The organism is Phenylobacterium sp. NIBR 498073, assembly GCF_027286305.1.
Classification (GTDB): domain Bacteria; phylum Pseudomonadota; class Alphaproteobacteria; order Caulobacterales; family Caulobacteraceae; genus Phenylobacterium.
In genome coordinates this window covers 1,121,122-1,148,021 of the sequence record NZ_CP114599.1, presented here as the reverse complement: position 1 = coordinate 1,148,021, position 26,900 = coordinate 1,121,122, and the positions used below count along the sequence as shown (strand labels likewise).

General features: G+C 67.8%; 27 protein-coding genes, 1 tRNA gene and 1 pseudogene. 13 read left to right on the top strand and 16 right to left on the bottom strand.

What is annotated here, in order from left to right; genetic code table 11:
* Positions 1-2 precede the first annotated feature (2 nt).
* The 4 genes from O4N75_RS05915 to ppsA form a co-directional block, all read right to left on the bottom strand.
* On the bottom strand, positions 3-818 hold the full coding sequence (locus O4N75_RS05915) for a universal stress protein (protein ID WP_269628427.1): 816 nt from the start codon (positions 816-818) through the stop codon (positions 3-5).
* Between the two features lie 10 nt (positions 819-828).
* A complete protein-coding gene (locus O4N75_RS05910) occupies positions 829-1,665 on the bottom strand; it encodes a universal stress protein (RefSeq protein ID WP_269628426.1) in 837 nt (278 codons plus the stop codon).
* 89 nt (positions 1,666-1,754) lie between these two features.
* Positions 1,755-4,259 (bottom strand): cation-translocating P-type ATPase, encoded by a 2,505-nt coding sequence (locus tag O4N75_RS05905; RefSeq protein ID WP_269628425.1) that lies wholly within the window; start codon positions 4,257-4,259, stop codon positions 1,755-1,757.
* 9 nt (positions 4,260-4,268) lie between these two features.
* On the bottom strand, positions 4,269-6,722 hold the full coding sequence (ppsA, locus tag O4N75_RS05900; protein WP_269628424.1) for a phosphoenolpyruvate synthase: 2,454 nt from the start codon (positions 6,720-6,722) through the stop codon (positions 4,269-4,271).
* 155 nt (positions 6,723-6,877) lie between these two features.
* Between ppsA and O4N75_RS05895 the strand changes: the two genes are divergently transcribed.
* Positions 6,878-7,540, top strand: a complete 663-nt coding sequence (locus O4N75_RS05895) for a BON domain-containing protein (RefSeq protein ID WP_269628423.1) — start codon at positions 6,878-6,880, stop codon at positions 7,538-7,540.
* 33 nt (positions 7,541-7,573) lie between these two features.
* Here the strand turns inward: O4N75_RS05895 and O4N75_RS05890 are convergent, their stop codons facing one another.
* Positions 7,574-8,002 (bottom strand): hypothetical protein, encoded by a 429-nt coding sequence (locus tag O4N75_RS05890; protein WP_269628422.1) that lies wholly within the window; start codon positions 8,000-8,002, stop codon positions 7,574-7,576.
* 128 nt (positions 8,003-8,130) lie between these two features.
* On the opposite strand from O4N75_RS05890, the gene O4N75_RS05885 reads away from it, so the two are divergent.
* Positions 8,131-9,090, top strand: coding sequence for a 1-phosphofructokinase family hexose kinase (locus O4N75_RS05885; protein WP_269628421.1), 960 nt, complete (start codon positions 8,131-8,133; stop codon positions 9,088-9,090).
* The gene (locus tag O4N75_RS05880) at positions 9,087-9,596 is read left to right on the top strand and encodes an NUDIX domain-containing protein (RefSeq protein ID WP_269628420.1); all 510 of its coding nucleotides are present in this window, start codon (positions 9,087-9,089) and stop codon (positions 9,594-9,596) included. Before O4N75_RS05885 ends, O4N75_RS05880 begins: the two co-directional genes overlap by 4 nt.
* On the opposite strand, the gene O4N75_RS05875 is transcribed toward O4N75_RS05880, so the two are convergent.
* The 3 genes from O4N75_RS05875 to O4N75_RS05865 all read right to left on the bottom strand — a co-directional run bounded on the left by O4N75_RS05875 (position 9,583) and on the right by O4N75_RS05865 (position 11,520).
* Positions 9,583-10,431: a universal stress protein gene (locus O4N75_RS05875; protein WP_269628419.1), complete on the bottom strand. Its 849-nt coding sequence runs from the start codon at positions 10,429-10,431 to the stop codon at positions 9,583-9,585. The two genes, O4N75_RS05880 and O4N75_RS05875, sit on opposite strands and share 14 nt — an antisense overlap.
* Positions 10,432-10,572: 141 nt before the next feature.
* Positions 10,573-10,839 carry an exopolysaccharide biosynthesis protein gene (locus O4N75_RS05870; RefSeq protein WP_269628418.1) on the bottom strand — a complete coding sequence of 89 codons (267 nt, stop codon included), beginning with the start codon at positions 10,837-10,839 and terminating at the stop codon, positions 10,573-10,575.
* 596 nt (positions 10,840-11,435) lie between these two features.
* Positions 11,436-11,520 (bottom strand) — tRNA-Leu (locus tag O4N75_RS05865).
* Positions 11,521-11,665: 145 nt separating this feature from the next.
* Between O4N75_RS05865 and O4N75_RS05860 the strand changes: the two genes are divergently transcribed.
* The 3 genes from O4N75_RS05860 to O4N75_RS05850 all read left to right on the top strand — a co-directional run bounded on the left by O4N75_RS05860 (position 11,666) and on the right by O4N75_RS05850 (position 14,261).
* Positions 11,666-11,992 carry a FeoA family protein gene (locus O4N75_RS05860; RefSeq protein WP_269628417.1) on the top strand — a complete coding sequence of 109 codons (327 nt, stop codon included), beginning with the start codon at positions 11,666-11,668 and terminating at the stop codon, positions 11,990-11,992.
* Positions 11,989-13,860, top strand: coding sequence for a ferrous iron transporter B (locus O4N75_RS05855; RefSeq protein WP_269628416.1), 1,872 nt, complete (start codon positions 11,989-11,991; stop codon positions 13,858-13,860). Before O4N75_RS05860 ends, O4N75_RS05855 begins: the two co-directional genes overlap by 4 nt.
* A gap of 92 nt (positions 13,861-13,952) precedes the next feature.
* Entirely contained in the window at positions 13,953-14,261 is a 309-nt protein-coding gene (locus O4N75_RS05850) for a hypothetical protein (RefSeq protein WP_183772262.1), read from the top strand.
* 1 nt (position 14,262) lies between these two features.
* Here O4N75_RS05850 and O4N75_RS05845 read toward each other — a convergent pair whose 3' ends face one another.
* From O4N75_RS05845 to O4N75_RS05830, 4 genes are read right to left on the bottom strand one after another with little or no spacing between them, the layout of a single operon-like run.
* Complete coding sequence (locus O4N75_RS05845) at positions 14,263-14,784, bottom strand: MarR family winged helix-turn-helix transcriptional regulator (protein WP_269628415.1); 522 nt, start codon at positions 14,782-14,784, stop codon at positions 14,263-14,265.
* Positions 14,781-15,788 carry a fumarylacetoacetate hydrolase family protein gene (locus O4N75_RS05840; RefSeq protein ID WP_269628414.1) on the bottom strand — a complete coding sequence of 336 codons (1,008 nt, stop codon included), beginning with the start codon at positions 15,786-15,788 and terminating at the stop codon, positions 14,781-14,783. Before O4N75_RS05840 ends, O4N75_RS05845 begins: the two co-directional genes overlap by 4 nt.
* On the bottom strand, positions 15,789-16,064 hold the full coding sequence (locus O4N75_RS05835) for a hypothetical protein (RefSeq protein WP_269628412.1): 276 nt from the start codon (positions 16,062-16,064) through the stop codon (positions 15,789-15,791). It abuts the gene before it with no gap.
* A 9-nt stretch (positions 16,065-16,073) separates the two neighbouring features.
* Positions 16,074-17,120 (bottom strand): isoaspartyl peptidase/L-asparaginase, encoded by a 1,047-nt coding sequence (locus tag O4N75_RS05830; RefSeq protein WP_269628411.1) that lies wholly within the window; start codon positions 17,118-17,120, stop codon positions 16,074-16,076.
* 84 nt (positions 17,121-17,204) lie between these two features.
* Here O4N75_RS05830 and O4N75_RS05825 point away from each other — a divergent pair, with 84 nt between their 5' ends.
* The 7 genes and pseudogenes from O4N75_RS05825 (at position 17,205) to O4N75_RS05795 (ending at position 23,328) form a co-directional block, all read left to right on the top strand.
* Positions 17,205-17,783 carry a YqaA family protein gene (locus O4N75_RS05825; RefSeq protein WP_267230700.1) on the top strand — a complete coding sequence of 193 codons (579 nt, stop codon included), beginning with the start codon at positions 17,205-17,207 and terminating at the stop codon, positions 17,781-17,783.
* 40 nt (positions 17,784-17,823) lie between these two features.
* The gene (locus O4N75_RS05820) at positions 17,824-18,342 is read left to right on the top strand and encodes a disulfide bond formation protein B (protein ID WP_269628410.1); all 519 of its coding nucleotides are present in this window, start codon (positions 17,824-17,826) and stop codon (positions 18,340-18,342) included.
* On the top strand, positions 18,339-18,902 hold the full coding sequence (locus O4N75_RS05815; protein ID WP_269628409.1) for a demethoxyubiquinone hydroxylase family protein: 564 nt from the start codon (positions 18,339-18,341) through the stop codon (positions 18,900-18,902). Before O4N75_RS05820 ends, O4N75_RS05815 begins: the two co-directional genes overlap by 4 nt.
* The gene (locus O4N75_RS05810) at positions 18,899-19,543 is read left to right on the top strand and encodes a GNAT family N-acetyltransferase (RefSeq protein ID WP_269628408.1); all 645 of its coding nucleotides are present in this window, start codon (positions 18,899-18,901) and stop codon (positions 19,541-19,543) included. The genes O4N75_RS05815 and O4N75_RS05810 overlap by 4 nt, the downstream gene beginning before the upstream one ends.
* Positions 19,540-19,806 carry a DUF1294 domain-containing protein gene (locus tag O4N75_RS05805; RefSeq protein ID WP_269628406.1) on the top strand — a complete coding sequence of 89 codons (267 nt, stop codon included), beginning with the start codon at positions 19,540-19,542 and terminating at the stop codon, positions 19,804-19,806. Before O4N75_RS05810 ends, O4N75_RS05805 begins: the two co-directional genes overlap by 4 nt.
* A gap of 130 nt (positions 19,807-19,936) precedes the next feature.
* A pseudogene (locus O4N75_RS05800) lies at positions 19,937-22,489 on the top strand (TonB-dependent receptor); the annotation flags it as partial.
* Between the two features lie 11 nt (positions 22,490-22,500).
* Positions 22,501-23,328 carry a hypothetical protein gene (locus tag O4N75_RS05795; RefSeq protein ID WP_269628405.1) on the top strand — a complete coding sequence of 276 codons (828 nt, stop codon included), beginning with the start codon at positions 22,501-22,503 and terminating at the stop codon, positions 23,326-23,328.
* A gap of 6 nt (positions 23,329-23,334) precedes the next feature.
* Here the strand turns inward: O4N75_RS05795 and O4N75_RS05790 are convergent, their stop codons facing one another.
* The 4 genes from O4N75_RS05790 to O4N75_RS05775 form a co-directional block, all read right to left on the bottom strand.
* On the bottom strand, positions 23,335-23,535 hold the full coding sequence (locus tag O4N75_RS05790; protein ID WP_269628404.1) for a hypothetical protein: 201 nt from the start codon (positions 23,533-23,535) through the stop codon (positions 23,335-23,337).
* A gap of 59 nt (positions 23,536-23,594) precedes the next feature.
* Positions 23,595-23,981 carry a VOC family protein gene (locus O4N75_RS05785; protein WP_269628403.1) on the bottom strand — a complete coding sequence of 129 codons (387 nt, stop codon included), beginning with the start codon at positions 23,979-23,981 and terminating at the stop codon, positions 23,595-23,597.
* 22 nt (positions 23,982-24,003) lie between these two features.
* Positions 24,004-24,576 (bottom strand): TetR/AcrR family transcriptional regulator, encoded by a 573-nt coding sequence (locus tag O4N75_RS05780; protein ID WP_269628402.1) that lies wholly within the window; start codon positions 24,574-24,576, stop codon positions 24,004-24,006.
* Between the two features lie 70 nt (positions 24,577-24,646).
* On the bottom strand, positions 24,647-26,884 hold the full coding sequence (locus tag O4N75_RS05775) for a patatin-like phospholipase family protein (RefSeq protein ID WP_269628401.1): 2,238 nt from the start codon (positions 26,882-26,884) through the stop codon (positions 24,647-24,649).
* Positions 26,885-26,900: the final 16 nt, after the last annotated feature.

Genomic DNA, 26,900 nt, shown 5'->3' with positions numbered 1-26,900 from the left:
ATCTAGTGTGACACCAGTAGCGGACACGGGGGATCGGCGATGAACTCGCGGCTCACCCCGCCAAAGAATTGTTCCGACAGGCGCGACCGTCCGTAGAGGCCCATGACCAGCAGATCGCATCCCCATTCGCTCGCATGGCGGCGAAGAACTTCGGCCGCAAGCCCCTCGTCGGCGGCTTCGACGAGGGTGTCGACACGCCGCTCCCACCGCGAGAGCCGAAATCTCAATTCCGCCAGGTCGTCGAAATCGACCTTGGGACGTACGAGCGCCAGGGCGACCTCGTCCGCCGCCAGGATGATCGGCCAAGCGTCCCGCCAGGCCCGGGCGCTCTCGCGCGTCCCACTCCAGCAGATCATGACGCGGCGGGCGATGGATCTCGCCGGCTCGGTCTGGGATATCACCACTAGCGGCCGGCCACAGGCTAGCCCCAGTCGGCCCGCGTCGAAGTCCACGTCACCGCCGCCGGCAAGTCCACCGACCGGCGCGATCACCAGATCGCTCAGCCGCGCGCGCTCAACCAATCGTCCAACGGCGTCAACCGCGACCCAGTCGGCTTCGAGCCCGGCCTGGCCGGCCGCTTCCATGAGGTCGGCGCGCGCTCGCGCCTCGTCGTCTTCCGCGGCCGAGCGCCGCGCCGCGATCATTTGGCGAAGCAGGTCGTCCGACATCCACCCGCCTTCGACGCCATAGGGCAGAGGCAGGACAGGGCGCACAAACACGCCGGTGATCCGCGCCTTGAGGCGTCGCGCCAAGGCTAAGGATCTTGCGTGGTAAGCGTCGGCCGGGCCATTGCCCGCCACCATCAGCAAGTCCGCCATCTGGCGCATCTCAGTGCGACACCAGCAACGGCGCAGGCGGGTCGTCGAGGAACTCGCGGCTCACGCCCCCCAGCACCCATTCGCTCACCCGCGGACGGCCATAGAGCCCCATGACAACGAGATCGGCTCCGAGCGCCTCTACTTGGCGACGCAGTATTCTGGCGGCGGACAGGTCTTCGTGACGTTCGACCATGATCCGCGCGTTGCAGCCATGACGCTTCAAATGCTCGGAGAGGGCGGCTTCGGCGCTCTCCTCGCCAGAGGGGCGCACCATGACCACCGTCACCTCCTCCGCCGTCTCGAGAAAAGGCAAAGCGTCGTGTAACGCTCGAGCGGCCTCCCGAGTATTCTTCCAGGCGACGAGAATCCGTTTGGGGGGCTCAGTCCAGGCGCACGCCTCAGGCGCGATGAGCACTGGGCCGCCACAGGCCAAACCCAGCGTGGCGGCCTCGATCACGCGCCCCCCCAAGCTGGTCATCGCGCATGGCGGGAAGACCACAAGATCGGTGCGGCGCGCCACACGGATGAGTTCATTGTCGCCGCCGCCGTCGATCTGACGCCACTCGAAAGGGGTCGAGGCGGCGTCCGCCGCACGCCGAAGGATCTGCTGAGCCGCCTCGGCGGCGCGCTTGGCGACTAGGTCATGCTGCGTCTTCAGCGCCTCCGCGGCCGACCGGGGGAGGTAGGCCAACCTTTCAGCAGCGAAGACGTCGCTTGGATAGGGGGTAACCAAATAGACGCCCGTCAGTGTGGCGTCCCAAGCTCGGGCCAGCACAGCCGCCAGCTCGCAACGCGGCGCCGATGTTTCATGCTCGTCGACTTGGACCAGAATGTCGCGAATGCTCATGACGCAGCTCCGTCCGGCGTTTCGCCAATCTGAGCGGTTCCAGTGCGCCGACCTTTGATCCCAATCAAAGGTCGGCGAGAAGCTCGACCTTAAGCAATCGCGGCCTGCGAGCGGCGCAGTCGTCTCGAGGCTGAACGGATGAGGATCGGCCAACCTCCCGCCAGGAGCGATGCCGGGACGAACGACCAAAGCGCTCCGGCCGGCATGGCGACCCCCAACACTCCGGCCAATGGGGCGATCGTGTACGCGGCGGCCAATCCGGCCACGGCGATCGCGCATATGCCCCAGAAGACGAGGCGGGATCGGTGGAAGGGGCCAGCGGCGCCCGTGGCGGCGGTCGCATAGGCCAGCGATAGATTGGCCACCACGAGCCCCGCGAACGCCGCGCCCCGCGCCATGGCTTCGCCGAAGTCGGCAAGGGCCAGCCCGTACGTCAGTAGCACGGTCGCCAGGATTACAGTCCCCTGCAGGCCAGCGGTCAGCACCTGACGCCGCCCAAATAAAGGTTCGGCGATTTTCCGCGGCGGCCGGCGCATCGCATCGGGGTCGCTCGGTTCGGCCTCGAACCCCAGGGAGCAGATCGGATCGATCAGCAACTCAAGGAGAACGACATGCATCGGCAACAGGAGTGGCGGCCACCCGAACATCAATGGCGCAAGGGCCAGGCCAGCTATGGGGACATGGATGGCGGTGATGTAGCCCAGCGCCTTGCGCAGATTGGTGAAGATCCGCCGCCCAAGCTTCACGCCCCCAACGATCGAGGCGAAACTGTCGTCCAGCAGAACAATGTCGGCAGCCTCCCGCGCCACCGCTGAGCCCCGCCGCCCCATCGCCACGCCGACGTGCGCGGCTTCCAGCGCTGGCGCATCGTTGACGCCGTCGCCCGTCATGACCACCACCTCTCCATTCGCCTTCAGCGCTTCGACGAGGCGAAGCTTCTCGCTCGGCGGCACACGAGCGAAGATGCGGACGGTCCGAACTTTCGCGCGAAGCTGGTCTGGCGACAGCGCCTGGATCTGCCGTCCCAACAGGACGCCAGGCTTAGTGTCGATCCCGGCCTGCCGCGCAATCTCCAGGGCGGTCGCTGGATAGTCGCCCGTGATCATCGCGACCTGGACGCCCGCATTTCGCGCCTCCGCCAGCGCCGTAGGCGCATCGGCCCGGAGAGGGTCAACAAATCCGAGCAAGCCCAGAAATTCGAACGGCCAAAGCGCTGGGTCATGGATCGATCCGGCGGCGACCGCGGCCCTGGCCACCCCCAACACCCGCATCCCGCGTTCGGCCAGCGATTGAACCGCAAAGCTCAGCTCCATTCGACGGGCTTCGCCGAGCTCGCACATGTCGAAAATGGCTTCAGGCGCGCCCTTCGCCGCCGCACTCAGTCCATCCGCAGTCTCCCATAACTGCACGACCGCCAGCCGCTCCGGTCGCAACGGCCACGAGCTTACAAGGCGTGCGGCCTCGTTGCCTTCGATTGGCGCGCACAAGGCGAGCACGGCTCGGTCCATCGGATCGATGGACTGCCGACTCGAGGCGCGAGCGGCCGACAAGAGCAGCGCCCTTGCAGGACCTGGACCGCCGGCGTCTTCGGCTGGCGCATCTCGTCCGTCGACCCAAAGTCTCGCCAGGGTCATCTGATTGGCGGTGAGGGTGCCGGTCTTGTCGACGCACAGGATGCTGGTCGCGCCAAGCGTCTCAATCGCAGCCGTCCGCCTCACCAGGACCTGCCGTCGCGCCAGGCGCCAGGCGCCAAGCGCGAAGAAGATCGCCAGCACCATGGGGAACTCCTCGGGGATCAGCGCGATCGCGACGGTGATCCCGGCGAGCGTCCCCGCCACCCAGTCACCATCTCTGAGGGCGTAGGCGAGCGCCACCAAGACGCAAAAGCCAATGGCGAGGCCCCCAAGCCAGCCCACGAGCCGCCGCGTCTTCATCTGTAGGGGGCTCGGCGTTTCCTCGATACGGGCGAGGTCCGCGCCAATCTGGCCAAGCGCCGTCTGCCCGCCCGTTCGCAGCACTTCCGCCGTTCCTGCGCCGCTGAGAACCAGGGCGCCGGCCTGCAGCAGGCACGCTTCGTCGTCCGCAGACGTCTCGCCCGATCGGCGCGGGCGACGGGCCACGGAAGCGGCTTCCCCCGTCAGCACGGACTCATCAAGGTCGAGCACATCGCCTTCGATCAGCGACGCGTCGGCGGCCAGCCGCTCCCCCTCCCCCACCAGCATCAAGTCACCAGGAACCAGCTCGCGCTCTGGGATGCGCCGCTCGGTCCCGCCGCGCACCACCCGCACGCTGGGGGCGGCGAGCGCTTTCAAGGCGGCCAGAGCGCGTTCGCTCCGAGCCTCCTGGAACACGACCAGACCGATGGAGAGCGCGGCGCCCGCCGCCAGAAAGAGCCCTTCGCCGAGGTCGCCAAGCAGGAGGTATAGAGCGGCGGCAAGAAGCAGCAGGCCAAACATGGGCTCGCGCAACGCCTCGATCGCGATCCTCAACCAGGTCCGTCGCGGGCCGGCCGGCGGCTCGTTGGGTCCGAAGGCCGCCAGCCGCCGCGCAGCTTCGGCGTCATCCAATCCAGGTCCGAGGACGGTTTCGTGCATCGGCCGCGCCTAGCGACGCGCCGTCCCGCCTACGGTTCGGTGGGACCGCGAGCCTGGTCGGCTTGCCCGGGCGGCCTCCGCAGAAGCGACGGTCGCCAGGGTCCGGCCAAGACTCTGCGGATTGACGCTGAGGCTGTCGACGCCAAGACGGGTGAGGAATTCGGCGATCTCCGGATAGGTCGCCGGCGCCTCGCCGCACACGCCGATCGGGCGGCCAGCGCGATGCGCGCCCTGGACAGCCTGTCGAAGCATCTCCAGCACGCCGGGGTCGCGTTCATCGAAGTCGAAGGCGACGATGTCGGAATCGCGATCGACGCCAAGCACGAGTTGGGTGAGGTCGTTCGATCCGATCGACAGACCATCGAAGAGCGATGCGAAGGCGTCGATCTGGACCACATTGTTCGGGATCTCGCACATCATGTAGATCTCGAGCCCGTCATGGCCTCGCGCCAAACCGTGCGCGGCCATCGCGTCCAGGACGGCTTTCGCCTCTTCCACCCGCCGGCAGAACGGCACCATCACCTTGAGATTGCGCAGCCCCATGGCGTCGCGCACCCGCGCCAGGGCTTCGCACTCGAGGGCGAACCCGTCGGCGTAAAGCGGATGAGCGTAGCGCGCTGCCCCGCGGAAGCCGATCATCGGGTTTTCTTCTTTCGGCTCGAACTCGCGCCCGCCGAGCAGCCGCGCATACTCGTTGGTCTTGAAGTCCGACAAGCGGACGATCACGGGACGTGGATGGAAGGCGGCGGCGATCAGCGCCACGCCCTCCGAAAGCGAGCGGACGAAGAAGTCGTGAACCGAGGCGTCGGCTCGAGCCCGACGCATAATGGCGCCGCGTTTGCCGAGCGCTACCTTCTCGGGATGGGCGACGGCCATCGGGTGGATTCCGATCTGCTGGCTGATGATAAATTCCAGCCGCGCAAGACCGACGCCTCCACTCGGAAGCTGCGCAGCGCGCAGGGCGAGGTCAGGTTGAGCTATGTTGAGCATCACCGGCGTTTCGGTGTGCGGGAGCGTTTCGAACGAAAGCCGCTCGATCTTGTAGGGGACCTCTCCGTCATAGACGCGCCCCTCGGCGCCTTCGGCGCAACAGACGGTCACCAACCGCCCATTTGCCAGCCGTCTTGTCGCGTCGCCGGCGCCGACGACGGCCGGGAGGCCAAGTTCGCGAGCGACGATCGCGGCATGGCAGGTACGTCCCCCGCGGTCGGTCACCACCGCCGCCGCGATCTTCATGACAGGTTCCCAATCTGGACTGGTGGCCGCGGCCACGAGCACCTCGCCGGCCTTGAAGGCGACAAGGTCGGCCGTGCTGCGGATCACCCGGACAGGACCTGATGCGATCTGCTCGCCCACCGCGCGGCCACGCGCCAGCGTCACACCCTTTTGCGCCAGGTGAAAGCTCTCGAGCTCATCAGCCGGCCGGCGCGAGGCGACTGTTTCGGGCCTCGCCTGCACGATGTACAGCCGCCCATCGCGATCTCGCGCCCACTCGATGTCCATGGGCGCAGGACGCCCCGCACGCTCCGAATAGTGCAGTTCGATCCGGATCGAGGCTCCCGCAAGCGCCAGTACATCGTCATCGGCGAGGCAGTAGCGGCGCCGTTCCGCGGTAGAGGTCGGCGCAGTGCGCACCGACGCGCCGCCCCGGCCATGCTTCCAAGCGTAGCGGAGCTGCTTTGCGCCGAGCCGGCGGCTCAAGACTGCGCGCGCGCCGTCGCGATAGGTAGGCTTGTGGACATAGAACTCGTCGGGATCGACGCGGCCCTGCACCACCCCCTCTCCCAGACCGTACGAGGCCGACACGAGCACCACGTCACGAAAGCCGCTATCGGGATCGAGCGTGAAGATCACTCCGCTGACCTGATCGTCAGCGTTCACCATCTGCATGACAGCGACCGAAAGAGCGACTTTGAAATGGTCGAACCCGAGATTAGCCCGGTAGACCACCGCCCGATCGGTGAACAATGACGCAAAACAGCGACGACTGGCCTCGACCACGGCCTCCTCACCTCGGACATGCAGGAAGCTGTCGTGTTGTCCGGCGAAACTGGCGTCCGGCAAGTCCTCTGCGGTCGCAGAGCTACGCACGGCGACGCTCAGGTCCGGGCCATAGCGCCGCTCCAGATCCCGATAGGCCTGCTTGATTTCGTCCGCCAGCGCAGCCTCGGCCGTCGCCTCATAGACGATTTCCCTGGCTCGTGCGGCGGTCCGCGCCAGAGTCCCGACGTCGGTGACATCAAGGCCCCGGAACAGAGCCTGAAGTTCATCCAAGCGTGGCGAGCTCGAGATAGCCTGTCGGTAGGCGTCGGCGGTGACGGCAAAGCCGTCTGGCGTCCGCACCGGTCCGTCTGACAGCAGTCGGCGCAGTTCGCCGAGCGACGCCGTCTTGCCCCCGACCAGCGGGAGGTCGTCGAGCGTCAGATCGTCGAAGGCGCGAATGTATCGGAAGCTCGAGGTCATCGCCCGCACTCCATGTCGATGGTCCGACGATGAGCGCGACGCGGCGCCCGGCATTGAGCGCAATCAATCCGAACGAGGCCGCGAATTGACTCAGATCACATGCGGCCTTGGCCGACTGCCACATCCTCGCGGGGTGCAATCTCGATAGGTGCGGTATGACCAGTTCCATTGAGGACCAAAACCTTCGACGGGCTGTCGAAGAGGAATTGGAACATGAACCCGGCGTCGATGCCGCTTCGATCGGCGTCGCGGCCCATTCGGGCGTAGTGACCCTCACCGGCCACGTCCCATCGCTCAATCACAAAAGGCTGGCGGAAGCCCGAACCCAGCGGATCAGGGGTGTGCGGGCCGTCGTGCTCGAACTGGACGTGCGGGTGCCAGAGGCGGAGACTCAATCCGATGAGGCGATCGCCGAGCGGGCCTCCGAAACCCTGGCCTGGCACGCCTCGCCGAGATTACGGAATGTGAAGGTCACTGTCAGCGAGGGGACCATCATCCTCAGGGGCCAGGTCGACTGGCAATATGAGCGCCAGGCGGCCGAAAAACTCGTCGCCCAGCTAGCTGGGGTCAAGGGCGTGAGAAACGAACTGCGCCTAGATCCGAAGCTGGCGGCCGAAGATGTCGGCAAGGTCATCGCCCGCGCACTGCATCGAAACGCCGAGGTCGAGCGGTCTCGCATTCACATCGCAGTCGAAGGTTCGAAGGTCATCCTGAGCGGCACGGCCCATACCTGGCATGAGCAACACATGGCCGAGCAGGCGGCGTGGTCGACCACCGGGGTCACCGAAGTTGAAAACAACATCGAGATCGGCGCTTGAAGTTCGGTTCGCCGGTCGGCGCGGCGGCGCCGATCAGGCGAAATCGACAGCACCCAGCAACATTGAGATGCGGCCGTCGGCCCAAAGTGGGAGCAGGAGTCGCCCATATCCCTGAGCATCCCCGCGCCCGTAGTAGGTCGGAGAGGCGGCTTCTCGGGCGGCCGCGCATTGCGCGCTTAGGAACTCAAACGGCGTGACCGGCGACGCCTCGTCGAGAAAGAGCCCCGTCCAGCCGTCGCACTTGATGTCGTCGCCAATGAGATCGAATCGAAATCGCTCCGGACGGGCGAAGGCGCCGACCAGAAAGAGACGACCCGCCAAATCTGGCAGGTCGGCGAGATTTACATCATCGGCAAACGGCATGTCGGCGTTACCGCGCAGCAGGCCCCGCCAATAGGCCAGTACACGCGCCAAGTCGGGAGGAAGGTCGGACGGGACCGCAAAGGGGGACTGGGTCTTCATCGGAGCTTGAACCGCCGTTGGCTTGGATCGGCGCACTTTGCGCTAGCGGCGCTGACCGACCTTGATCTCGATCAAGCCCTCCTGCGCTCCGATGATCGAGGCTGGCCGGGCTATTTGAGGACATGCCGATGCCGTTCGTCGTCACCCTGACCATGAATCCCGCCGTCGACCTCAGCGCATCGACCGCCCGGGTCGAACCCACCCATAAACTGCGCTGCCGGTCGTCTCGGCGTGATCCTGGCGGCGGCGGCGTGAACGTGGCGCGGGTCATTCACCGCTTTGGGGTTCCGACCCTCGCCGTCTATCCAGCCGGAGGCCACGTCGGACAGTTGCTCAACCAGTTGATGGCGGACGAGCTCGTCCGCGCGCATCCCATCGCGATCGCCGAGGAGACCCGAACAGACTTCACGGTGCTTGATGAGGGCTCGGGCGAGCAATATCGATTCGTCCTTCCGGGCCCGCGCCTTCGGGGCCCCGAGTGGATGGAATGCTTGGGCGCCCTGGCGAATTTGAGCTCTCGCCCCGACATCATTTGCGCCAGCGGCAGCCTGCCCCCCGGAGTACCCGACGACTTCTACGCGCGCCTCGCAGAAGTCGCCGGCAACCACGGCGCACGTTTCGTTCTCGACACCTCCGGCGCTCCCTTGCGCGCCGCGCTTGAAACCAGGGTCGATCTCATCAAACCCAACCTGCGCGAACTACGCGAGATCTCCGGCGAGGCGCTCGACAGCGACCACGCGCTGCTCGCCACCTGCCGCGGGCTCATAGAGCATCGCCGCGTCGCCGCCGTCGCCGTCACCCTCGGCGCGGAGGGGGCGCTGCTCGTGACCGGAGAAGGAGCTTGGCGCGCGGCAGCGCTGCCCGTCCATCCGGTCAGCTCGGTCGGCGCCGGCGACAGCTTCCTCGGCGCGATGGTGTGGGCCATGGCGACGGGCCGATCGGATTTGGAAGCGTTCCGCTTTGGCGTCGCCGGAGGCGCCGCCGCGGTTCGAGCTTCCGGCACGGAACTTTGCCATCCCAAGGACGTGCACCACCTTGTGAGCGATGTAGAGATCATGGAGGAGGCGCTTCCGCGGCCCGCAGCGTGAGTGCGGCGGAAAGGGCCAGCGGCGCCAACGCCGGCAGCGCCGGCCTGCTCGTCTACCGCCGACGCCCTGGCGGTCCTCAAGTCCTCTTGGTGCATCCCGGGGGTCCGTACTGGCGCGGGAAGGACCTCCGCGCCTGGTCGTTTCCCAAGGGCCATATCGGTCCAGACGAAGAACCGTTGGCGGCCGCCAGGCGTGAGTTCAGGGAGGAAACCGGCCTAGAGGTCGATGGCCCCTTTCTTCCGCTCTCACCAGTCAAGCGCTCGCGAGGCGGTCTGACGTTCTGTTGGATGGCCGAGGCCGATCTCGATTTGAGCAAGGCCAGCAGCAACACCTTCGAGTTCACGGATCGCCGGGGAACACCGCGCTCGGCGCCCGAGATCGACGCCTATGAGTATTGCGGCGCCGAAGTCGCGCTAGCGCGGATTCACAAGAGCCTGCTGCCGCTCCTGCACGAGGCCTGGAGGCGCCTGGACATCAACCCCGGCCCGCCGGTCAGTGGGACATGAAGACCGGAATGCTCGCTTCGGTGAGCAGGCTCTGGGTTGCGCCCCCGAGCACGAATTCCCGAACCCTGGAGTGCCCGAAAGCTCCCATAACCAGAAGGTCAGCGCCGGTCGCGACGGCATAGTCGTTGATCACGCGGCCGATGTCGGGATCGGTCTTAGTGACCTCTTGCGGGACCGCAGCCACTCCGCAGGCAGCAAGATGACGGACCAGTTCGCCAAGGGCGCCCTTCGGCACGGAGGGCTTGTCGCCGATCACGGCGAGGATGGACACTTCCTCGGCGCGACGCAGCAGCGGCATTGCGTCCGCAACCGCGCGCGCGGCGGCCCGCCCGCCATCCCAGGCGACGACGATCCGCTCAAAGCGCGGACGGGGCGGCATGCGTTGGCCGTGCGCAAACACCACCACCGGGCGGCCCGAGCCGAAGATAAGCGCTTCAGCGAGCCCGCCCGGGACCGATGCAAACGCCTCGATGGGGAGGATCGTCAGGCTGCGCGTGCGCGCCATTTGGGTAAGACGATCGACGAGTGTGTGAAGCTCAGCGTGGATGATCGTGGTTGTCGCCGACAGACCATGGCTCTGCGCGGCGCTCTTGAAGCCCTGCATCACCGATTGCGCATTTTGCAGGCTCTTGGCTTCTTCGTCTCGCGCCAGATCGGAGAGGTGCAGGAGCATCTCGGCCAGCTGATTGCTCTTAAGGGGTATCTCGATGTGGCCTGCCACCGCGCAGGCGGAGGCTCCAAGCGCCGCCGTCACCCGCGCGGCCTCGCTGACCACGCCTGGCGGGGTGGCTTCGGGGTAGCTGCTAAAGCAGACCAACAGATCATCGTACGCCACAGCATAGCCTCTTTGTGACATGCGGCGTGTTCCGTCCGTTGGCCGAACAAAGCCGCCTCCTCGGTGACCATGGGCCAAGGCCCGTGCCCAGGCCTTGATCCGGGTCAATTGAGCGTGGCGGTCGCCAGCGCTGAAGCGCGACTAGCTCATTCGATGCCTTATCCCCACGGCCGCGCCATGAACGCCTAACGCGACAACCAGGAACGCGAGCGCCAAAAGCCCGTATCCGCTGAGCACCACGAGTCCGTCTCTACGCGACAAGCCAAGGGCGAAGCCCCCCAGCGCAGCAGCCGGCGCCAGATTCGCGAACGGGATAGGCAGCACCAGAACCAAGGCGATCAGGGTGCACGCGACGCGGCGGATCGCCGATACATAGGGCGACGCTCGACAAGCAGAGCGCCATCGCAAGATCAGCGGCCTACCCGCCAGTTCCTACGCCAAAACTTGCTATCTCGGCGGCGGCGGAGAGGCGGGATTGTGCATCTTCGCGGCGCAGTCCCGGTGCATTCTCTCCATTTCCGCCGCCGTCAGCGGCTTTCCGTCCGGCCACGTCATCGGTCCCATCCGTTCGTGTCCATGGCCGTTCGGCGGCCTTCCTTCCATGTGCCGGCTCATCAGGGCCCTGCACATCTCGGGCGTAGGCGCAGCGTCGGTCCGCTCGGTCTTCGGCGGCGCGCCTTGAGGCGTGCGATCCTGCTGGGCGAAAGCGGGCCCAGCGAGAAGTGAAGCGGAAACAAGAACAAGAATTGCCTTGCGCATCTCAGGTCCTCCACATCCGATCACATTCGGTCAAACCCGGATCGCCAACGCATTGCGCGGGATCAAAGTCCGCCTGGGGGCGGCTTTCAACAGCCGATACAACGGCGAACCGCGGGAGAAATTCCGCCCGCAGCGGCGCCCTTCCCTATCGGAAGCGGCACATGCGGCCTGCGCTGGCCACGGCGCCGATGCTCGCTGGACCGAGCGCGGCCGCCGGCTGCTCCCCGCTGGAAAATCGGAAGGATTGGTGCGGGCGGTCGGGCTCGAACCGACACTCCTTTCGGAACCGGATTTTGAGTCCGGCGCGTCTACCAGTTTCACCACGCCCGCATGCGTGAGGGCGATCCGTTTATCAAGCGGCGACGGCGAAGGCTAGCCGCCCCCGGCGCCAGTCCAGCCTAGACCTCGGTAAAGCTCTCGACGGGGCGGCGGTCAAATGATAATCATTCTCAAGAGTGCGCGTAGGGATTTCTGGATGAACAATATCTCGACCCGGCCGGCGGCCGTTGGAGCCGCAACGGAGGGCGTCGTCGTGCGCCTGAGCGAAGCGTCCGTCGGGGACGCAGGGGTCATCTTCGAAGTCCGCGCCGAGCAGAATTCGACCGCGCACGGCGTCGGCGTCGAGGAACTGCAGCGCCGGCTGTTGGAGTTCGGCTTCGTCGAGGGCGCGCACATCGAGGTGATCCACGAGGGCGCCATCGGCCGCGACCCGATCGCCGTGCGGCTGGACGACATGCGCGTGGCCCTGCGCCGCCGCGACGCCGAAGACGTCTACGTGCTGCTGGGCAAGCGCCCCGCATGAGCGAGACCCTGTCCCCGGCCCGCGTCGCCCTGGTCGGCAATCCGAACTCCGGCAAGACCGCCCTCTTCAACGCCCTGACCGGCGCGCACCAGAAGGTCGCCAACTACGCCGGCGTCACCGTCGAGCGGAAGGAAGGCGTCGTCACCTCGCCGGCCGGCCGCCAGTTGATGGTGCTGGACCTGCCCGGCACCTATTCGCTGCGCGCCCGCAGCCCGGACGAGGCGGTGACCCGCGACGCGGTGCTCGGCCGCCTGGCCGGCGAGATGCCGCCCGAGATCGTCGTCTGCGTCGCCGACGCCACCAATCTGCGCTTGGTGCTGCGCCTGGCCATGGAGCTGAAGCAGGTCGGGCGGCCGATGGTGTTGGCGCTCAACATGTACGACATCGCCCAGCGCCAGGGCCTGCGGATCGACATCGAGGGCCTCTCGCGCGAGATCGGCGCCCCGATCGTCACCACAGTGGCCACCCGCAAGCGCGGCATTTCCGACCTGCTCGCCCAGGTCGACGCCCTGGTCGAGGCCGGACACCTGGCCGCCGACAACGTCTGGCGCGAACCGAACGCGGCCGAAATCCGCCAGGCCCACGCCGAGGCCCAGCGCTTGGTGCGCACCTATGTGCGCCCGCCCGAGCACCCCGACACCTGGACCGGCCGCCTCGACGCGGTGCTGCTGCACCCGGTGGCGGGCCTGGCCATCCTGCTCGGCCTGCTGTTCCTGATGTTCCAGGCGGTGTTCACCTGGGCCACCCCAGCCATGGACGCCATCGAGGCCGCCTTCGGCTGGCTGGGCGTCGCGGTCGGCCAGTACATCCCCAACGAACTGCTGCACAGCCTGGTCTCGGACGGCCTGATCGCCGGGGTGGGCAGCGTGCTGGTGTTCCTGCCCCAGATCCTGATCCTGTTCTTCTTCATCATCATGCTCGAAGACCTCGGCTACATGGCCCGGGCCGCATTCCTGATGGACAAGATCATGGGCGGCGCCGGCCTGCATGGCCGGGCCTTCATCCCACTGCTGTCGTCGTTCGCTTGCGCGATCCCGGGGATCATGTCGACGCGGGTGATCGACTCCAAGCCGGACCGCATCACCACCATCCTGGTCGCGCCGCTGATGACTTGCTCGGCGCGGATCCCGGTCTACACGCTGATCATCGGGGCCTTCATTCCCAACACCCAGGTCTGGGGCCTGTTCAGCCTGCAGGGCCTGGTGATGTTCGGGCTCTACGCCACCGGCATCCTCAGCGCCCTGATCGTCTCGTTCGTCACCCGCCGGATCTTCTGGCGCAGCACTGTCGAGCCGTTCCTGATGGAACTGCCGACCTACAAGCTGCCGGAGCCCAAGAGCGTGCTGCGCAATCTTTGGCTGCGCGCCAAGATGTTCATCAACCGCGCCGGCCGCATCATCCTGCCGATGATGATCATCATCTGGGTGCTGTCGACCTTCCCCTATCCGCCGGAAGGCGCCACCGGCCCGGCCATCGACTACAGCTTCGCCGGCATGATCGGCCACTTCATCCAGCCGGTCCTGGCCCCTATCGGCTTCAACTGGCAGATGTCGATCGCCCTGATTCCCGGCATGGCCGCGCGCGAGGTCGCCGTCGCCACACTGGGCACGGTCTATGCGGTGGGCGACGCCGAGAACAATGTCGGCGCCCTGGCCACGACCCTGGCCAACCACTGGTCGCTGGCCACGGGCCTGTCGTTCCTGACCTGGTACATCTTCGCGCCGCAGTGCGCCCCGACCCTGGGGGTGGTGAAGCGCGAGACCAACAGCTGGGTCTGGCCGACGGTGATGTTCGGCTACATGGTGACGCTGGCCTACCTCGCCTCGTTCATCGTCTATCACACGGCCGTGGCGCTGGGAGGGGGCTGACGCCCCCTCAACCTGAAGGCGACATTAAGCACGGCGATTAACCCTCCGATAAACCGGTGGTTCTAGCTTTCCATCATTGGGTGGGGACTAGAATGGACCAAACTCTCAAGCAACCGCGGCGCAAGGCCGCCAAGCGTCCGACGAGCGAACATCTCGTCGAGCGCATCCGCGAGACGCTTCTGTACTTCGGTGGCGAAGCCCACCGTCGCGACGTCATCGCCAATGTCGCGCGCGAGGTCGGGGTGGACGTGAAGAACATCCCCGAAGACTTCGAAAGCGCCGTGATCGTCTCCTTCGAGGAGATCTGGCGCGACGAGGCCCGGCGCGCGCTCTACGGCTTCCACCTGCGCTTCGGCGAAGGTTCGCACCGCTGGGGCCTGAAGGCCGCAACGGCGCACTAGGCTAGAGCCCGGTCAGCCCCGGATCGGCCAGCGGCGCCGCGCCGCCGGCCAGGGTTCCGGCCGCGTGCTGCAGGCGCGCCAGCAGCCGCTTGAGCTGGGCGACCTCGGCCGGCGCCAGGCCGCAGATCAAGGCCGCCTCGTAGGCCAGCGCCAGCGGCGCGATTTCCGCATGCAGCCGCCGCCCCTCCTCGGTCAGGGTCAGGACGTGAGAGCGTCCGTCGGCCCGGTTCTCCGACCGGCCGATCAGCCGTCTGGCGCTGAGGCCGCGGGCCGCCCGGCTGACCGTCACCTTGTCCATCACCGTGCGGTCGACGATCTCGCGCTGGGTCTTGCCGCCGTCCTCGGCCAGCACGCAGATCAGCCGCCACTGCGGCACGCTGAGCGCGAAGCGATCCTCATAGGCCCGCGCGATCAGGCCGCTGACCGCGTTCGAGGCCACCGACAGCCGATAGGGCAGATAGGCGTCCAGTTGCAGCGACGCGGCCGCCTGGTCGCCCTCGACGATGTGGGATGGTCCGGTCATGAGGCCGCCACGCGCTGCTCGATCGCTCCAAAGATGGAATGCCGCCGCCCGTCGCGCATCTCAATGCGCACCACGTCGCCCGCCTTCATGAACGGCGTCTTGGGGTCGCCTTGGGCGAGGGTCTCCACCGTCCGCAACTCAGCGAGGCAGGAATAGCCGACGCCGCCTTCGGCGATGGTTTTTCCTGGACCGCCGTCAGGACCACGATTCGACACCGTGCCCGAGCCGATGATCGTGCCCGCGCCCAGCGCCCGGGTCTTGGCCGCGTGGGCGATCAGAGTCCCGAAATCGAAGGTCATGTCGACCCCGGCGTCGGCGCAGCCCAGCGGCGCGCCGTTCAACTCGACCTCAAGCGCGCCGTGCAGTCTGCCGTCCTTCCAGGCCTCGCCCAGGGCGTCGGGCGTCACCGCCACCGGCGAGAAGGCCGAGGCCGGCTTGGACTGGAAGAAGCCGAAGCCCTTGCCGATCTCGCCTGGGATCAGGTTGCGCAGCGAGACGTCGTTGCAGAGCATCACCAGCCGGATCGCCGCCAGCGCCTGCTCGCGGCTGGCGCCCAGCGGCACGTCGCCGGTGACGACGGCGATCTCGCCCTCCATGTCGCAGCCCCACGCCTCGTCGGCGAGCGGGATCGGATCGCGCGGGCCGAGGAACCCGTCCGAGCCGCCCTGGTACATCAAGGGATCGGTCCAGAAGCTGCCCGGCATGTCGGCGGCGCGGGCCTTCCGCACCAGGGCGACGTGGTTCACATAGGCCGAGCCGTCGGCCCACTGATAAGCTCGCGGCAGCGGGCTGTCCGCCTCGTGCTCGTGGAACCGTTCGCGGGGAATGGAGCCGTGCTCCAGACTCTCGGCCAGGCCGCGCAGCTGCGGCTCGATATCGCCCCAGTTGTCCAGCGCGGCCTGCAAGGTCAGCGCGATCGCGCCCGCATCGGCGCACCAGGCGAGGTCCTGCGAGACAACGACCAGACGGCCGTCACGTCCCCCCTTCAGAGAGGCGAGCTTCATTCATTCCTCCCGGCCCACCGTACGTGTCACGCGCACGCCGCTTTCGTAGGCTTCGGGGAAGTAGACCACGACCTCGACGCAGATGTCTCCGCCCGGCTCGTCGACCCACAAATAATTGCGCTCGAAGCACACGTCGCGGCCGGCCGGCGTGTAGCCCTCGTATGTGTCGCCCCAGGGCGTGCAGGCAGCCATGTCGCGCCGACTGAGCGCGCAGGCGCGCTCCATCTCCTCGTCGGCGGCTTCGGTCAGGTCGAGTTGCGGGTCGATATGGGCCATGGCCCTAACTTAGGGCTCGTCCTTGTAGATGCCCACCGTCAACGGCCGACCTTCCGCGGCGCTGGCGCGGTACATGCCCGAGGTGTTGTAGCTCCAGGCGATCTGGCCGTCGGGGGCCACGGCGATGACGCCGCCGTCGCCGCCCAGGGCGGTGAGCTGCTTCTGGATCACCTGGTCGGCGGCGGCCTGCAGGCTCATGCCCTTCAGCTCGACCAGGGCGCAGACCTCACGCGCCACGGTCAGGCGGATGAAGTACTCGCCCGTGCCGGTCGCCGAGACCGCGCAAGAAGTGTTCGAGGCGTAGGTGCCGGCGCCGATGATCGGGGCGTCGCCCACCCGGCCCCAACGCTTGCCGGTGGTGCCGCCGGTCGAGGTCCCGGCCGCCACGTCGCCATGGCTGTCGAGGGCGACGACGCCGACGGTGCCCTTCTTGCCCTCATCGTGGGCCAGGCCCTGGGCCGGATCGGGCGCCCCGCCGGCCGGCTTGGGCGGGATCGGCAGGTTGTTGGCCTTCAGGAAGCTCTCCAGGCTCTTCCAGCGGCGCTCGGTGAAGAAGTAGCTGGGATCGACCTGCTCCAACCCTTGAGCCTTGGAAAAGGCGTCGGCCCCCGGCCCGATCAACATCACATGCGGCGACTTCTCCATCACCACGCGGGCCAGCGAGATCGGATGGCGGGTGCGGGTGACGCCGGCGACGGCGCCGGCCTTCAGGCTCCGGCCGTCCATCATCGCCGCGTCCAGTTCGTTGCGGCCCTCGGCGGTGAACACCGCCCCGCGGCCGGCGTTGAACAGCGGATCGTCCTCCAGCAGGTGGATGGTCGCCTCGATAGCGTCCATCGCCGACCCGCCGTCCTTGAGCACCTTGGCGCCGACCTCGGTCACCCGAGTCATGGCGGCGCGATAGGCCTTCTCCTGCTCGGGGGTCAGCTGGCTGCGTTCGATGACGCCGGCGCCGCCGTGCACGACGATCGCCCACTTGGGCGCAGGTGGCGGGGCGGCTTGGGCCTGGCTGGTCATCAGGGTTGCGATCGCCGCGGCGAGAGTAAGGACGCGCATAAGGATGGAATTGCCTGAGCGCGCGGCCCGAGACAAGCGCCCAGCGGCCTGCTAGCAAGGCGACGAACGTCGGGCCGGATCAGCATGTTTCGCAAATTGTACGACTGGGTCATGGGTTTGGCCGGATCTCGCCATGCCCCCGCGAGCCTGGCGGTCGTCTCCTTCGCCGAAAGTTCGTTCTTCCCGATTCCGCCAGACGTGATGCTGGCCCCGATGGTGCTGGCGCGCCCGGACCGCGCCTTCGTCTATGCCGGCATCTGCACCGCCGCCTCGGTGGTGGGCGGCCTGCTGGGCTACGCGATCGGCTTCTATCTTGAGCCGGTCGGCATGTGGCTGCTGAACCTGATGGGCCACCCGGACGGCAAGGCCGCGTTCGAGAAGTGGTTCGCCGACTGGGGCCTGTGGGTGATCCTGATCAAGGGCGCGACCCCGATCCCCTACAAGCTGGTGACCATCACCGCGGGCCTGGCGCAGTTCTCGCTGGTCACCTTCATCTGGGCCTCGGTCCTGACCCGCGGCCTGCGGTTCTTCGCGGTGGCCGCGATCCTCAAGTACTTCGGCCCGGCCATGCTGGCCGAGTTCGAAAAGCGGATGGCGCTCTACGGCACCCTCGGCCTGATCGCCCTGGTCGGCTTGATCGTGGTCCTCAAGGTGCTCATCTGATCGCTTGGGGCGGTGAAGCTTTTGAGGTCATATCCCGCCGATGAGCGCGTTGCTTAACCCCTTCCTCGAACGCTGGCGGCTGACCGCCCTGGTCGCCTCGCTGGCGATGCTGGCCGTCGCCCACGCCTTCGAGACCTTCGGCGGCTTGGCCCCCTGCGCGCTCTGCCTGCGCGCGCGCGAGGTCTACTGGGTCGCCGCGGGCCTGGCCCTGGCCGGAATGCTGGTCACGCGGATGGCCGCCGGCGCTCGCTGGCGCTGGGCGTTCGACGCCGCCCTGGCCGCAGTGTTCGCCTTCGGTGTCGGCCTGGCGGTCTATCATTCCGGCGTCGAGTGGAAGTGGTGGCCCGGCCCGACCGCGTGCTCGGGCGGCGGCGGCTCGGTCAGCGCCGGCCAGATGGCCGACCTGCTGGGCGGCGCCAAGATCGCGCCCCCGGCCTGCGACAAGGCCGCCTGGGTGTTCCTGGGCCTGTCGATGGCCGGATGGAACGCCCTGGCCTCGCTGGGCCTGACCGCGCTCAGCCTGCTGGCCGTGCGTCACGAGAAAAGGAAGCCGTCATGAGCGACAAGCCGATCCCCCCGCGCCCCGGCGTCGGCGCGATGGCCGGCCGCCTGGCCGAGATCCTGCGCGTCGACCATGCCGGCGAACTGGGCGCGGTCCACATCTATCGCGGCCAACTGGCGGTCCTGCGCGCCGGCAAGGGCCGCGAGCGGATCGCCAGCCAACTGGCGGAGATGGAGCAGGACGAGGCCGACCATCTGGCCCGCTTCGACAAGCTGCTGAACGAGCATAAGGTCCGCCCCACCGCCATGGCCCCGCTGTGGCGCGTGGCCGGTTTCGCGCTGGGCGCAGGCACCGCCCTGCTCGGCGAGAAGGCCGCGCACGCCTGCACCGAGGCGGTCGAGGACGTGATCGAGCGCCACTACGCCGCCCAGATCACCGAGCTGGAGGGCCGCGAGCCCGAACTCGCCGCCGAACTGACCAAGTTCCGCGACGAGGAGATCGCCCATCGCGACCACGCCCTCGAAGAAGGCGCGCGCGACGCGCCCGGCTATCCGCTGCTGGCCGCGGTGATCCGTGCCGGCTGCCGCACCGCCATCAAGATCAGCGAGAAGATATGACCGAAGCGGAGATCCTGGACCTGCGCCGGGGCGCCGAAGCCCCGGTCGCCGCCGGCATGGCGGACATCGGCGCCGTCGCCCAGGACCTCTCGGCCGCCTTTTCCACCGACCCGGTGTTCAACTGGTTCCTGCGCGCCGACGCCCGACACGATGCCGCGCGGCTGAAGCTGTTCCAGGCGTTGATCGCCATGGGCCTGGCCGACGGCGAGGTGTTCCGCCCGGCCGGCGGCGGGGCGGCCTCGATCTGGCTGCCCTCCGAAAGCCTTGGGCCGACCCCGTTGCTGCAGGAGCTGCGCGCCCTGCCCCGGATCATCGGCGCCACCGGCTTCTCGCGCCTGTCGCGCATCTCGGCCATGCGCCGGATGATGGACGCCCACCACCCGAAGGCCCCGCCCCACGCCTATCTCTGGTTCCTGGGCGTGCGGCCGGACGCCCAGGGCCTGGGGGTCGGCTCGCGCCTGCTGGCCGCGGGCCTGGCCCGCGTCGACGCCAAGGGCCTGCCCGCCTATCTGGAAAGCTCCAGCCCCGCCAACGTGCCGCTCTACCGCCGCTACGGCTTCGAGGTGGTCGAGGTGCTCAAGGCCACGCCGGACGCGCCCGAGATGTGGGCTATGTGGCGCGAGGCGCGCGCGCCCGAGTGATCGCCGCCCTCGGTTATCTGGCGCTGGCCAACCTGGCCGCCTTCGCCGCAATGGGATGGGACAAGTCCTGCGCCCGCCACGGCGAGCGGCGGATCCCGGAGCGCACTCTGCTCACCCTCGCCCTGGCCGGCGGCGGCCTCGGCGCGGCGCTCGCCCAACAGGTCTTCCGCCACAAGACCCGCAAACAGCCCTTCGCCAGCGCCCTGCTGGCGATCCTGATCGCACAGCTCGTGCTCGCCCTGTTCTGGCTCAATCAAGCCTGACCGGTTTCGCATTCCGTTCATAGGTCCGTCACCGGACCGTCGTGCGCCCTCCCTACTGGTCCGCGCCAGTTCCAGTTCTTCGGGGGTGCACATGCCTTTTGTCCCGCGCATCACGGGTTGCCTTGCTTTTCTGCTCGCCAGTACGGCGCTGTCGACGCCGGCGTTCGCCAATGACGAGGCCGCCGTCGAGGAAATCGTCGTCACCGGCCAACGCGAAGCCCAGCGGGCCGCCATCGAGGTGAAGCGCGAGTCGTTCGTGGTCGCCGACGTCGTTTCGGCCGACGACATCGGCAAGCTGCCCGACCACAACACCGCCGCCGCCCTGCGCCGTATCCCCGGCATCTCGGTGATGGAAGACCAGGGCGAGCCGCGCTTCCCGGTCATCCGCGGCCTGCGCTCGACTTACAACCGCACCACCATCGACGGCGCCCTGGTCGCCTCGGTCGACGAAAGCGGCCGCACCGTGCCGATGGACATCGTGCCCTCGGTGATGGCCGGCCGCCTGGAAGTCATCAAGACGGTGACGCCCGAAAACGACGGCAACGCCATCGGCGGGGTGATCAACGTCACCACCCGCAGCGCCTTCGACATGGGCCGCCCGTTCTTCAACGGCTTGGCGTCTTACGGGATGTATGAGCGCAGCGGCGATGTCCGCAACGACAAGCCGTCCTATCGACTGGCCTTCGCCACCGGCACGACCTTCGGCGACGCCGACCAGTGGGGCGTCGTGATCGGCGCCTCGCACGAGCAGCTCGACTACGACATTCCGCAGGTCGAGTCGCAGAGCCCGTCGGTGCGCGAATACACCGCCGCCGGCGCGCCGGTCGTCTCCGGTTCGCCGCTCGGCAACGGCATCCAGGTGCCGACTTTTCAGAGGCTGTTCTGGTACAACAACACCAAGCAGCGCAGCGGCGTGAACGCCAAGATCGAGTACCGGCCGACCGACGACTTCCGCTGGGAAGCGGCCGGCCTGTTCTCGCGCATGGAGGACGACGAGGAGCGTATCGAGTACCGGCTCGAACCGCTCGGCAACGTCGCCAACCAGACCCAGACCAGCGGCTCCTTCGCTCGCGGCCGCGGCGTCATCCAGCTGAACCAGCCGATCACCAAGCGTGAGATCGGCCTGCTGCGCAGCGGCTTCGAGTGGAGCTTCGCCCCGGAGTGGACCGCCAGCGGCGACCTCGTCTACTCGCAGGCCGGCCTGGAAGTTCCCAATCATTCGGTCGAGTTCCGCACCGTCGACGCCCAGGGCGCGAACTACGCCTTCAACTACGACACCACCAACCCGCTGTTCCCGGTGTTCGCGCCGGTCAACGATGCGGCCGCCCGCAACCCGGCCAACTACCTGCTGCAGCAGCACCGCGACTCGCTGACCAAGACCGACGAGAAGACCGCCCAGGCGCGCTTCGACCTCGCGTTCGACGATGGCAACGCCGACGGCAACCTGAAGGCCAAGTTCGGCGGCCTGCTGCGCTCGACCAAGCGCGAGTACAATTCCAGCCAGATCAACTACCGCGCCGGCTCCGGCTTCGTTTACACCCTGGCCGAGGTCGACAAGCCCGGCCCCAGCGAACTGATCGCCGACCGCTACCTGCTCTCGCCGCGCATCGACGCCAGCGCGGCGATGGACTTCTTCAACGCCAACCGCAGCCGGTTCACGACCACCACCGCCGCCCCGACCGGCGACTACAAGGTCCAGGAAGACATCTACGCCGCCTACGCTCAGGCCAGCTACTCGTGGGGCGACTTCACAGTGCTCGGTGGCGTCCGCTACGAGCGCACCGAGGTCGAATCCGACGCCGTGCGCGCCACCGGCGGGGTGCTGACTCCGGTCAGCAATTCCGGTTCCTACGGCAACTGGATGCCCAGCCTGCACCTAGAATGGAAGCCGCGGGAGGACGTCATCGTCCGCGCCGCGTGGACCAACACCATCGGCCGACCGGACTATGAATCGCTGGCGGCGACCGAGGGTCTGAATTTCGACGGCAGCCAGCCGACCCTGTCGCGCGGCAACCCGGGCCTGAAGGCCCGCGAGAGCCGCGGCCTGGACCTGTCGGTCGAATACTACCCGACTGACGGCATGATCTCGCTGGCGGTGTTCTCCAAGGACATCGAGAACGAGATCTTCACCCTGTCCTCGACCGAGACCCTGGACGTCGGCCGCGGCCCGGAGAGCGTGCTGGTCTCCACCCCGCGCAACGCCGAAAGCGCCAAGATCCGCGGCGTCGAGTTCGCCGTGCAGCAGGCGTTCACCTTCCTGCCCGCGCCGCTCGACGGCTTCGGCTTCAACGGCAACATCACCTGGCTGGACACCGAATTCACATTCCTGACCTCGGCCGGCCCGCGGGTCACGGGCCTGTTCCAGCAGCCGGAAATCACCACCAACGAATCGATCTACTACCAGCGCGGTCCGTTCGAGGCCCGGGTCTCGCACAACTACATCGGCGGCCAGCTGGAAACGATCAACGACGCCAACCCCAACTCCGACCAGTACTGGAAGGGCCGCCACGTCTTCGACGCCAGCCTGTCCTATCGCTTCAACGACCACTTCACGGTGTTCGTCGAGGGCCAGAACCTGTCCAACACCGGCCGCCAGGAAGTGACCGGCCCGGGTCGCCGCTACTTGCAGGAGTGGGCGAACTACGGCCGCACCTACTGGGTCGGCGCGGCGGTGAACTTCTAGGCGCGCGCGGGATGATCCGTTCGCTGATCCTGGCCGGGGCGCTCGCCGCCTCGGCCCCCGCCTTGGCCCCTGCCGTGGCCCAAGAGGCCCCTGCTCCGTCCCGCACGGCCGAGGTGCTGCGCCGCTATGCGGCGCCTGAGGCGCGGCAGGGCGTGGCGGTCGACGCCGCACACGTCTACGCCGTCGCCAACTCGACCATCGCCAAGTACGACAAGAAGACCGGCGCCAAGCTCGCCGAATGGAAGGGCGACCCGGTCCGCTATCCGCACATCAATTCCTGCGCGGTGATCGACAAGGAGCTGGTCTGCGCCAGCTCCAACTTCCCGGCCGTGCCGCACTGGAGCGCCGTCGAGTTCTTCGATCCCGTCAGCATGAAGCACCTGCGCACGGTCGCCCTCGGTCCCGGCCGCGGCTCGATCACCTGGGTCGACCGCAAGGACGGCGCCTGGTGGGCGGCCTTCGCCAACTATGACGGCAAGGGCGGCGAGGCCCCGCGCGATCACCGCCACTCGGTGCTGGTCCGCTTCGACGACGACTGGCGCCAGACGCAGAGCTGGAGCTTCCCGCAGTCGGTGCTCGACCGCTTCAAGCCGATGAGCTCGTCGGGCGGCGCCTGGGGCCCGGACGGCAAGCTCTACATCACCGGCCACGACCATCCCGAGCTCTACGTCTTGGCCCTGCCGACGCAGGGCGGCGCGGTGCTCGACCACATGGACACCATAGGCGTGGCCACCGAAGGCCAGGCGATCGATTGGGACGAAACCGACCGCGGCGTGCTGTACGGCATCAGCCGCACCGGCCGCGAAATGATCGCCCAGCGGGTGCTGCCCGCGAAATAGACCGCCTCAGGGCTGCGCCGCCGGAACCTCGCCCGGCGGCGCGCCCGTCACCGGATCGGCCGTCTCCTTCGGGCTGGTCAGGAACACCACAACGAACACCGCGAACGCCAGCGCCAGGATCCAGAGGATCGCCCGGTGGCCGTCCAGCCGTGAGCGCGGCCGTCCCTGCGTCTCGCTTTCTGCGCGCGTATGCCTGGCCTGGGCCATGGTCGTCGCTGCCTCCGCTGGGGCAACCGCCCGCTACGCAGCGAAGTTCCCCCTGAGGGTCAGCCCCAGGCCGCCGGCTGGAACAGCTCCACCACGTTGCCGGAAGGGTCGTCGGCCAGGATCTGCTTGCCGCCCGGGCCGGTGACGATGTCGTTGCGGAATTGCACGCCGCGGCCGCGCAGCCGCTCCACCTCGGCCTCGATGTCGTCGACGATGAACTGGAAGCGGTTCCAGCCTCCGGCTTGCGGCTGGCGGCCATCCGGCATCGGCCGGCCGGCGGAGCTCATCTTGCCGCTCAGCAACAGCCTCAGGGGCCCTCGCTCCACCGCCGCGAACGCCGGCGAGGCATTGGGCAACCGGCTGAAGCCGAGGTTTTCGACATACCAATCGGCGGACACGATCACGTCGTCGACCATGTAGCGCACGTTCACGGGGGTCTCACTCATCAGTGGTCCTCCTTGGGGATGGTCAGGGCGCCAGCGCCCGGCGCAGCAGGCTCTTCAACGCGGCCAGCACCTCGTCGTGGTCGGATCCGGCGGCGATCGTGTCGGCCGCCTCATGGATCGCCGCGAACAGCAGCCGTGCAGTCGGGTCCGGATCGACCGGGCCAAAGGCCTCCGCCTCCTGGCCGGCGCGGATCACCGCAGCGATGCGCATGACGCCGTTGTCGGCCAACGGCCGGCGCTCAGCGAACTCGGAATGGAACACCGCGTCGCCGAACCCGCGCCGCGACAGCGTGAAATCGATGAAGGCGCAGGCTTGGGCCTCGACCAGTTCGGGCCAGTCGATCGGTCCTTCGACCTCGGTAGGCATCGGATTGGCGGCGTCGAACGCCGAGACCAGCCGTTCGCGGACCGTCTCCAGCAGATCATCCCAGGTCGGGAAATAGAGGAAGAAGGTGCCCTTGGCGACGCCGGCCTCGCGGACCACGTCCTCGACCCGCACGCGCGGGCCCTGGGCCAGCAGCAGCCGTTCGGCCGCCTCGATGATCTCGAGTTTCCGCGCCTCCGGCCGAAGGCGGCGACGCAGCGGCTTGTCCATCGCGGACCTCCTACTGACCTTTGGTCACCATCTACTGACCACCGGTCAGTGTCAAGAAGATCTTCGACTCTCAGAACGGCTTTCCCACGAAGAAGTAGAGCGCCGTGCGCCCGTCGTCGGCCGCTCCGGCGGTGATGAACACGGGTCCGATCACGGTGTCGGCCGCGAGGAACACATTGGCGCCGACCCGCAGGTCGCTGGCCTCCGCATCGCCATGGCGCGCCCAGGCGTTGCCGGCCACCAAGGTCGCGCCGACATAGAGCGGCACCTTCAACAGGCTCTTGGAGCTGTCGGTCAGCTTGTAGCGGTACATGCCGCGCGCGACGGCGAAGGTCTCGCCCGTCAGTTCCTCGACTGAATAGCCGGGGAAGCTGAACGGCCCGCCCAGGGTGAACAGCGACGCCAGCGGCAGGTCGCCCTGGATCGTGTCGCCCCCGGAGATATTGAGATTGAAGGCCTGGCGTCCCCTGCTGACGGCGAAGATGCTGTCCAGCCTCAGCGTCTGGAAGTCGGTCTCGCTGCCCAGCCCCTCCAGGCCGACGTTCCACTGCAGGCGCCCGCTCATGCCCCGGCTGGGAAAGTACGGGTTGTCCAGCGTGTCGGCCCCGGCGACGAAGGCCAGTTGACCCCAGTCGAGGTCGAAATCTCTCGGCGTCAGGTCGCCTTCCTGCAGCGAGGCCGATCCGGTTCCGAGGTCGATGCCGGCCCGCAGCTCGCCGACGGTCCCGAACTGCCGCCCCAGGGCCAGCGAGAACAGGCCATACGAGGCGTCGTACTCGCCAAGCCGGAAGCCGGTGTCGTCGTAGACCTTGATCGGACGCTTCTGCACCGATCCCATCACGTCGACGAACCAACGCTGGTAGCTGTCGAGCACCTTGAAGTACTCGGCCGAGAACAACATGCGCTCGCCCAGCGCGCCGACGAAGCGGGCCTCCGATCCATAGCTGTCCAGCTGCACCAGGCGCAGCTCGGCGGAGAAGTCGAACTCGGTGCCGCTCTCGCTGGAGGCGGCGATGGTCACGCCGGGACGCAGGCGGTTGGCGTCGCCCGGCCGCTGAACCGCGTTGACGACTAGGCCCGTGCGCCCGCCCGGGTCCTGCTCGATCCGGTAGTCGACGCGGGAGAACATGCCCATGGCGTAGATGTCCCGCATGGCCGTCCCGACCTCGTCGGGCGCCATCGGCTTGCCGACGAACGGCTCGATCCGCCGTAGCAGGATCTTGTCCGACAGGCGGGAGTCGTTCTCCACCTTGACGTAGTCGATGGTCGGCGGCGGCTTGGCGATGCTGATCGCCGGCTGCGACGGGACAAGCGCGGCGATGCGGCGCAAGCCGCCGAGCTGCTTCTCGGACGCGGCCTTCCCGATCGCGATGAACTCCGCGCCGCGCTTGAAGTCCGCCGCGGTCAGGTCGCCGGTGTTGACGCTGATCAGCACGTCGGTGGGCTTCAGCGTCGCCAGCTGCTGGCGCTCGTTGGCCAGGATCAGCATGGTGACGGTCTGGCCGAGGATGCCGCCGAGGCTGCGCAGTTGATCGGCCGGCAGCATCGGCGTCTGGGTGGCCACTACGATGACGACGTCCGCCCCCATCTCGCGCGCCACGTCGATCGGCACATTGTCGGACATGCCGCCGTCGACCAGCAGCCGGCCGTTCAGGCTGTAGGGGGCGAACACCCCCGGCACCGACATCGAAGCCCGCATCGCCCCGGCCAGTTCGCCGCGGTCGAGCACCACCTTCTGCCCTGTCTCGATATCGGTCGCGACCGCCCGGAACGGGATCGGCAAATCGTCGAAGGTAGGGACGGCGGCGCGCACACGCACCAGACGGCGCAGCTCGAGCAACAGGTTGGCGTCCGAGATCAGCGCGTCGGGCGAGCGCAGCCGCGTGCCCGCGACCCCGATGCTTGCCTTCACCGGAAACGCCGCCTGCAGCTGCTTTTCGCGATAGGTCAGCCCCTCGCGCGGCGGCGAGGTGTCGAAGATCAGATCCCAGTTCATGGTCTCGATGGCGTGCTCGAGCTCGGCGCCGCTCATGCCCGAGGCGTAAAGCCCGCCGACGATCGAGCCCATCGAGGTTCCGACCACCAGGTCGGGCCTGATGCCGAGTGTCTCCAGCGTCTGGATGGCGCCGACATGGGCCATGCCCATCGCCCCGCCGCCCGACAGCACCAGGCCGACCTTCGGCCGTGTCGGGGGATGCTGCTCCTGGCCGAAGGCCGGTGCGATCCAGACCCCGAGCCACATCACACCGAGCACGCAGGTCAGGATGACGAGGCGTTTGACGAGCGCAGCTGCATCCGCGACGGACATCGGGGCTCACCCTGTC

Bases quoted from the DNA above. Each gene is read 5' to 3' on its own strand.
- O4N75_RS05915 (WP_269628427.1), bottom strand. From the start codon at position 818: ATGGCGGACTTGCTGATGGTGGCGGGCAATGGCCCGGCCGACGCTTAC.
- O4N75_RS05910 (WP_269628426.1), bottom strand. From the start codon at position 1,665: ATGAGCATTCGCGACATTCTGGTCCAAGTCGACGAGCATGAAACATCG.
- O4N75_RS05905 (WP_269628425.1), bottom strand. From the start codon at position 4,259: ATGCACGAAACCGTCCTCGGACCTGGATTGGATGACGCCGAAGCTGCG.
- ppsA (WP_269628424.1), bottom strand. From the start codon at position 6,722: ATGACCTCGAGCTTCCGATACATTCGCGCCTTCGACGATCTGACGCTC.
- O4N75_RS05895 (WP_269628423.1), top strand. From the start codon at position 6,878: ATGACCAGTTCCATTGAGGACCAAAACCTTCGACGGGCTGTCGAAGAG.
- O4N75_RS05890 (WP_269628422.1), bottom strand. From the start codon at position 8,002: ATGAAGACCCAGTCCCCCTTTGCGGTCCCGTCCGACCTTCCTCCCGAC.
- O4N75_RS05885 (WP_269628421.1), top strand. From the start codon at position 8,131: ATGCCGTTCGTCGTCACCCTGACCATGAATCCCGCCGTCGACCTCAGC.
- O4N75_RS05860 (WP_269628417.1), top strand. From the start codon at position 11,666: ATGAACAATATCTCGACCCGGCCGGCGGCCGTTGGAGCCGCAACGGAG.
- O4N75_RS05855 (WP_269628416.1), top strand. From the start codon at position 11,989: ATGAGCGAGACCCTGTCCCCGGCCCGCGTCGCCCTGGTCGGCAATCCG.
- O4N75_RS05850 (WP_183772262.1), top strand. From the start codon at position 13,953: ATGGACCAAACTCTCAAGCAACCGCGGCGCAAGGCCGCCAAGCGTCCG.
- O4N75_RS05845 (WP_269628415.1), bottom strand. From the start codon at position 14,784: ATGACCGGACCATCCCACATCGTCGAGGGCGACCAGGCGGCCGCGTCG.
- O4N75_RS05840 (WP_269628414.1), bottom strand. From the start codon at position 15,788: ATGAAGCTCGCCTCTCTGAAGGGGGGACGTGACGGCCGTCTGGTCGTT.
- O4N75_RS05835 (WP_269628412.1), bottom strand. From the start codon at position 16,064: ATGGCCCATATCGACCCGCAACTCGACCTGACCGAAGCCGCCGACGAG.
- O4N75_RS05830 (WP_269628411.1), bottom strand. From the start codon at position 17,120: ATGCGCGTCCTTACTCTCGCCGCGGCGATCGCAACCCTGATGACCAGC.
- O4N75_RS05825 (WP_267230700.1), top strand. From the start codon at position 17,205: ATGTTTCGCAAATTGTACGACTGGGTCATGGGTTTGGCCGGATCTCGC.
- O4N75_RS05820 (WP_269628410.1), top strand. From the start codon at position 17,824: ATGAGCGCGTTGCTTAACCCCTTCCTCGAACGCTGGCGGCTGACCGCC.
- O4N75_RS05815 (WP_269628409.1), top strand. From the start codon at position 18,339: ATGAGCGACAAGCCGATCCCCCCGCGCCCCGGCGTCGGCGCGATGGCC.
- O4N75_RS05810 (WP_269628408.1), top strand. From the start codon at position 18,899: ATGACCGAAGCGGAGATCCTGGACCTGCGCCGGGGCGCCGAAGCCCCG.
- O4N75_RS05795 (WP_269628405.1), top strand. From the start codon at position 22,501: ATGATCCGTTCGCTGATCCTGGCCGGGGCGCTCGCCGCCTCGGCCCCC.
- O4N75_RS05790 (WP_269628404.1), bottom strand. From the start codon at position 23,535: ATGGCCCAGGCCAGGCATACGCGCGCAGAAAGCGAGACGCAGGGACGG.
- O4N75_RS05785 (WP_269628403.1), bottom strand. From the start codon at position 23,981: ATGAGTGAGACCCCCGTGAACGTGCGCTACATGGTCGACGACGTGATC.
- O4N75_RS05780 (WP_269628402.1), bottom strand. From the start codon at position 24,576: ATGGACAAGCCGCTGCGTCGCCGCCTTCGGCCGGAGGCGCGGAAACTC.
- O4N75_RS05775 (WP_269628401.1), bottom strand. From the start codon at position 26,884: ATGTCCGTCGCGGATGCAGCTGCGCTCGTCAAACGCCTCGTCATCCTG.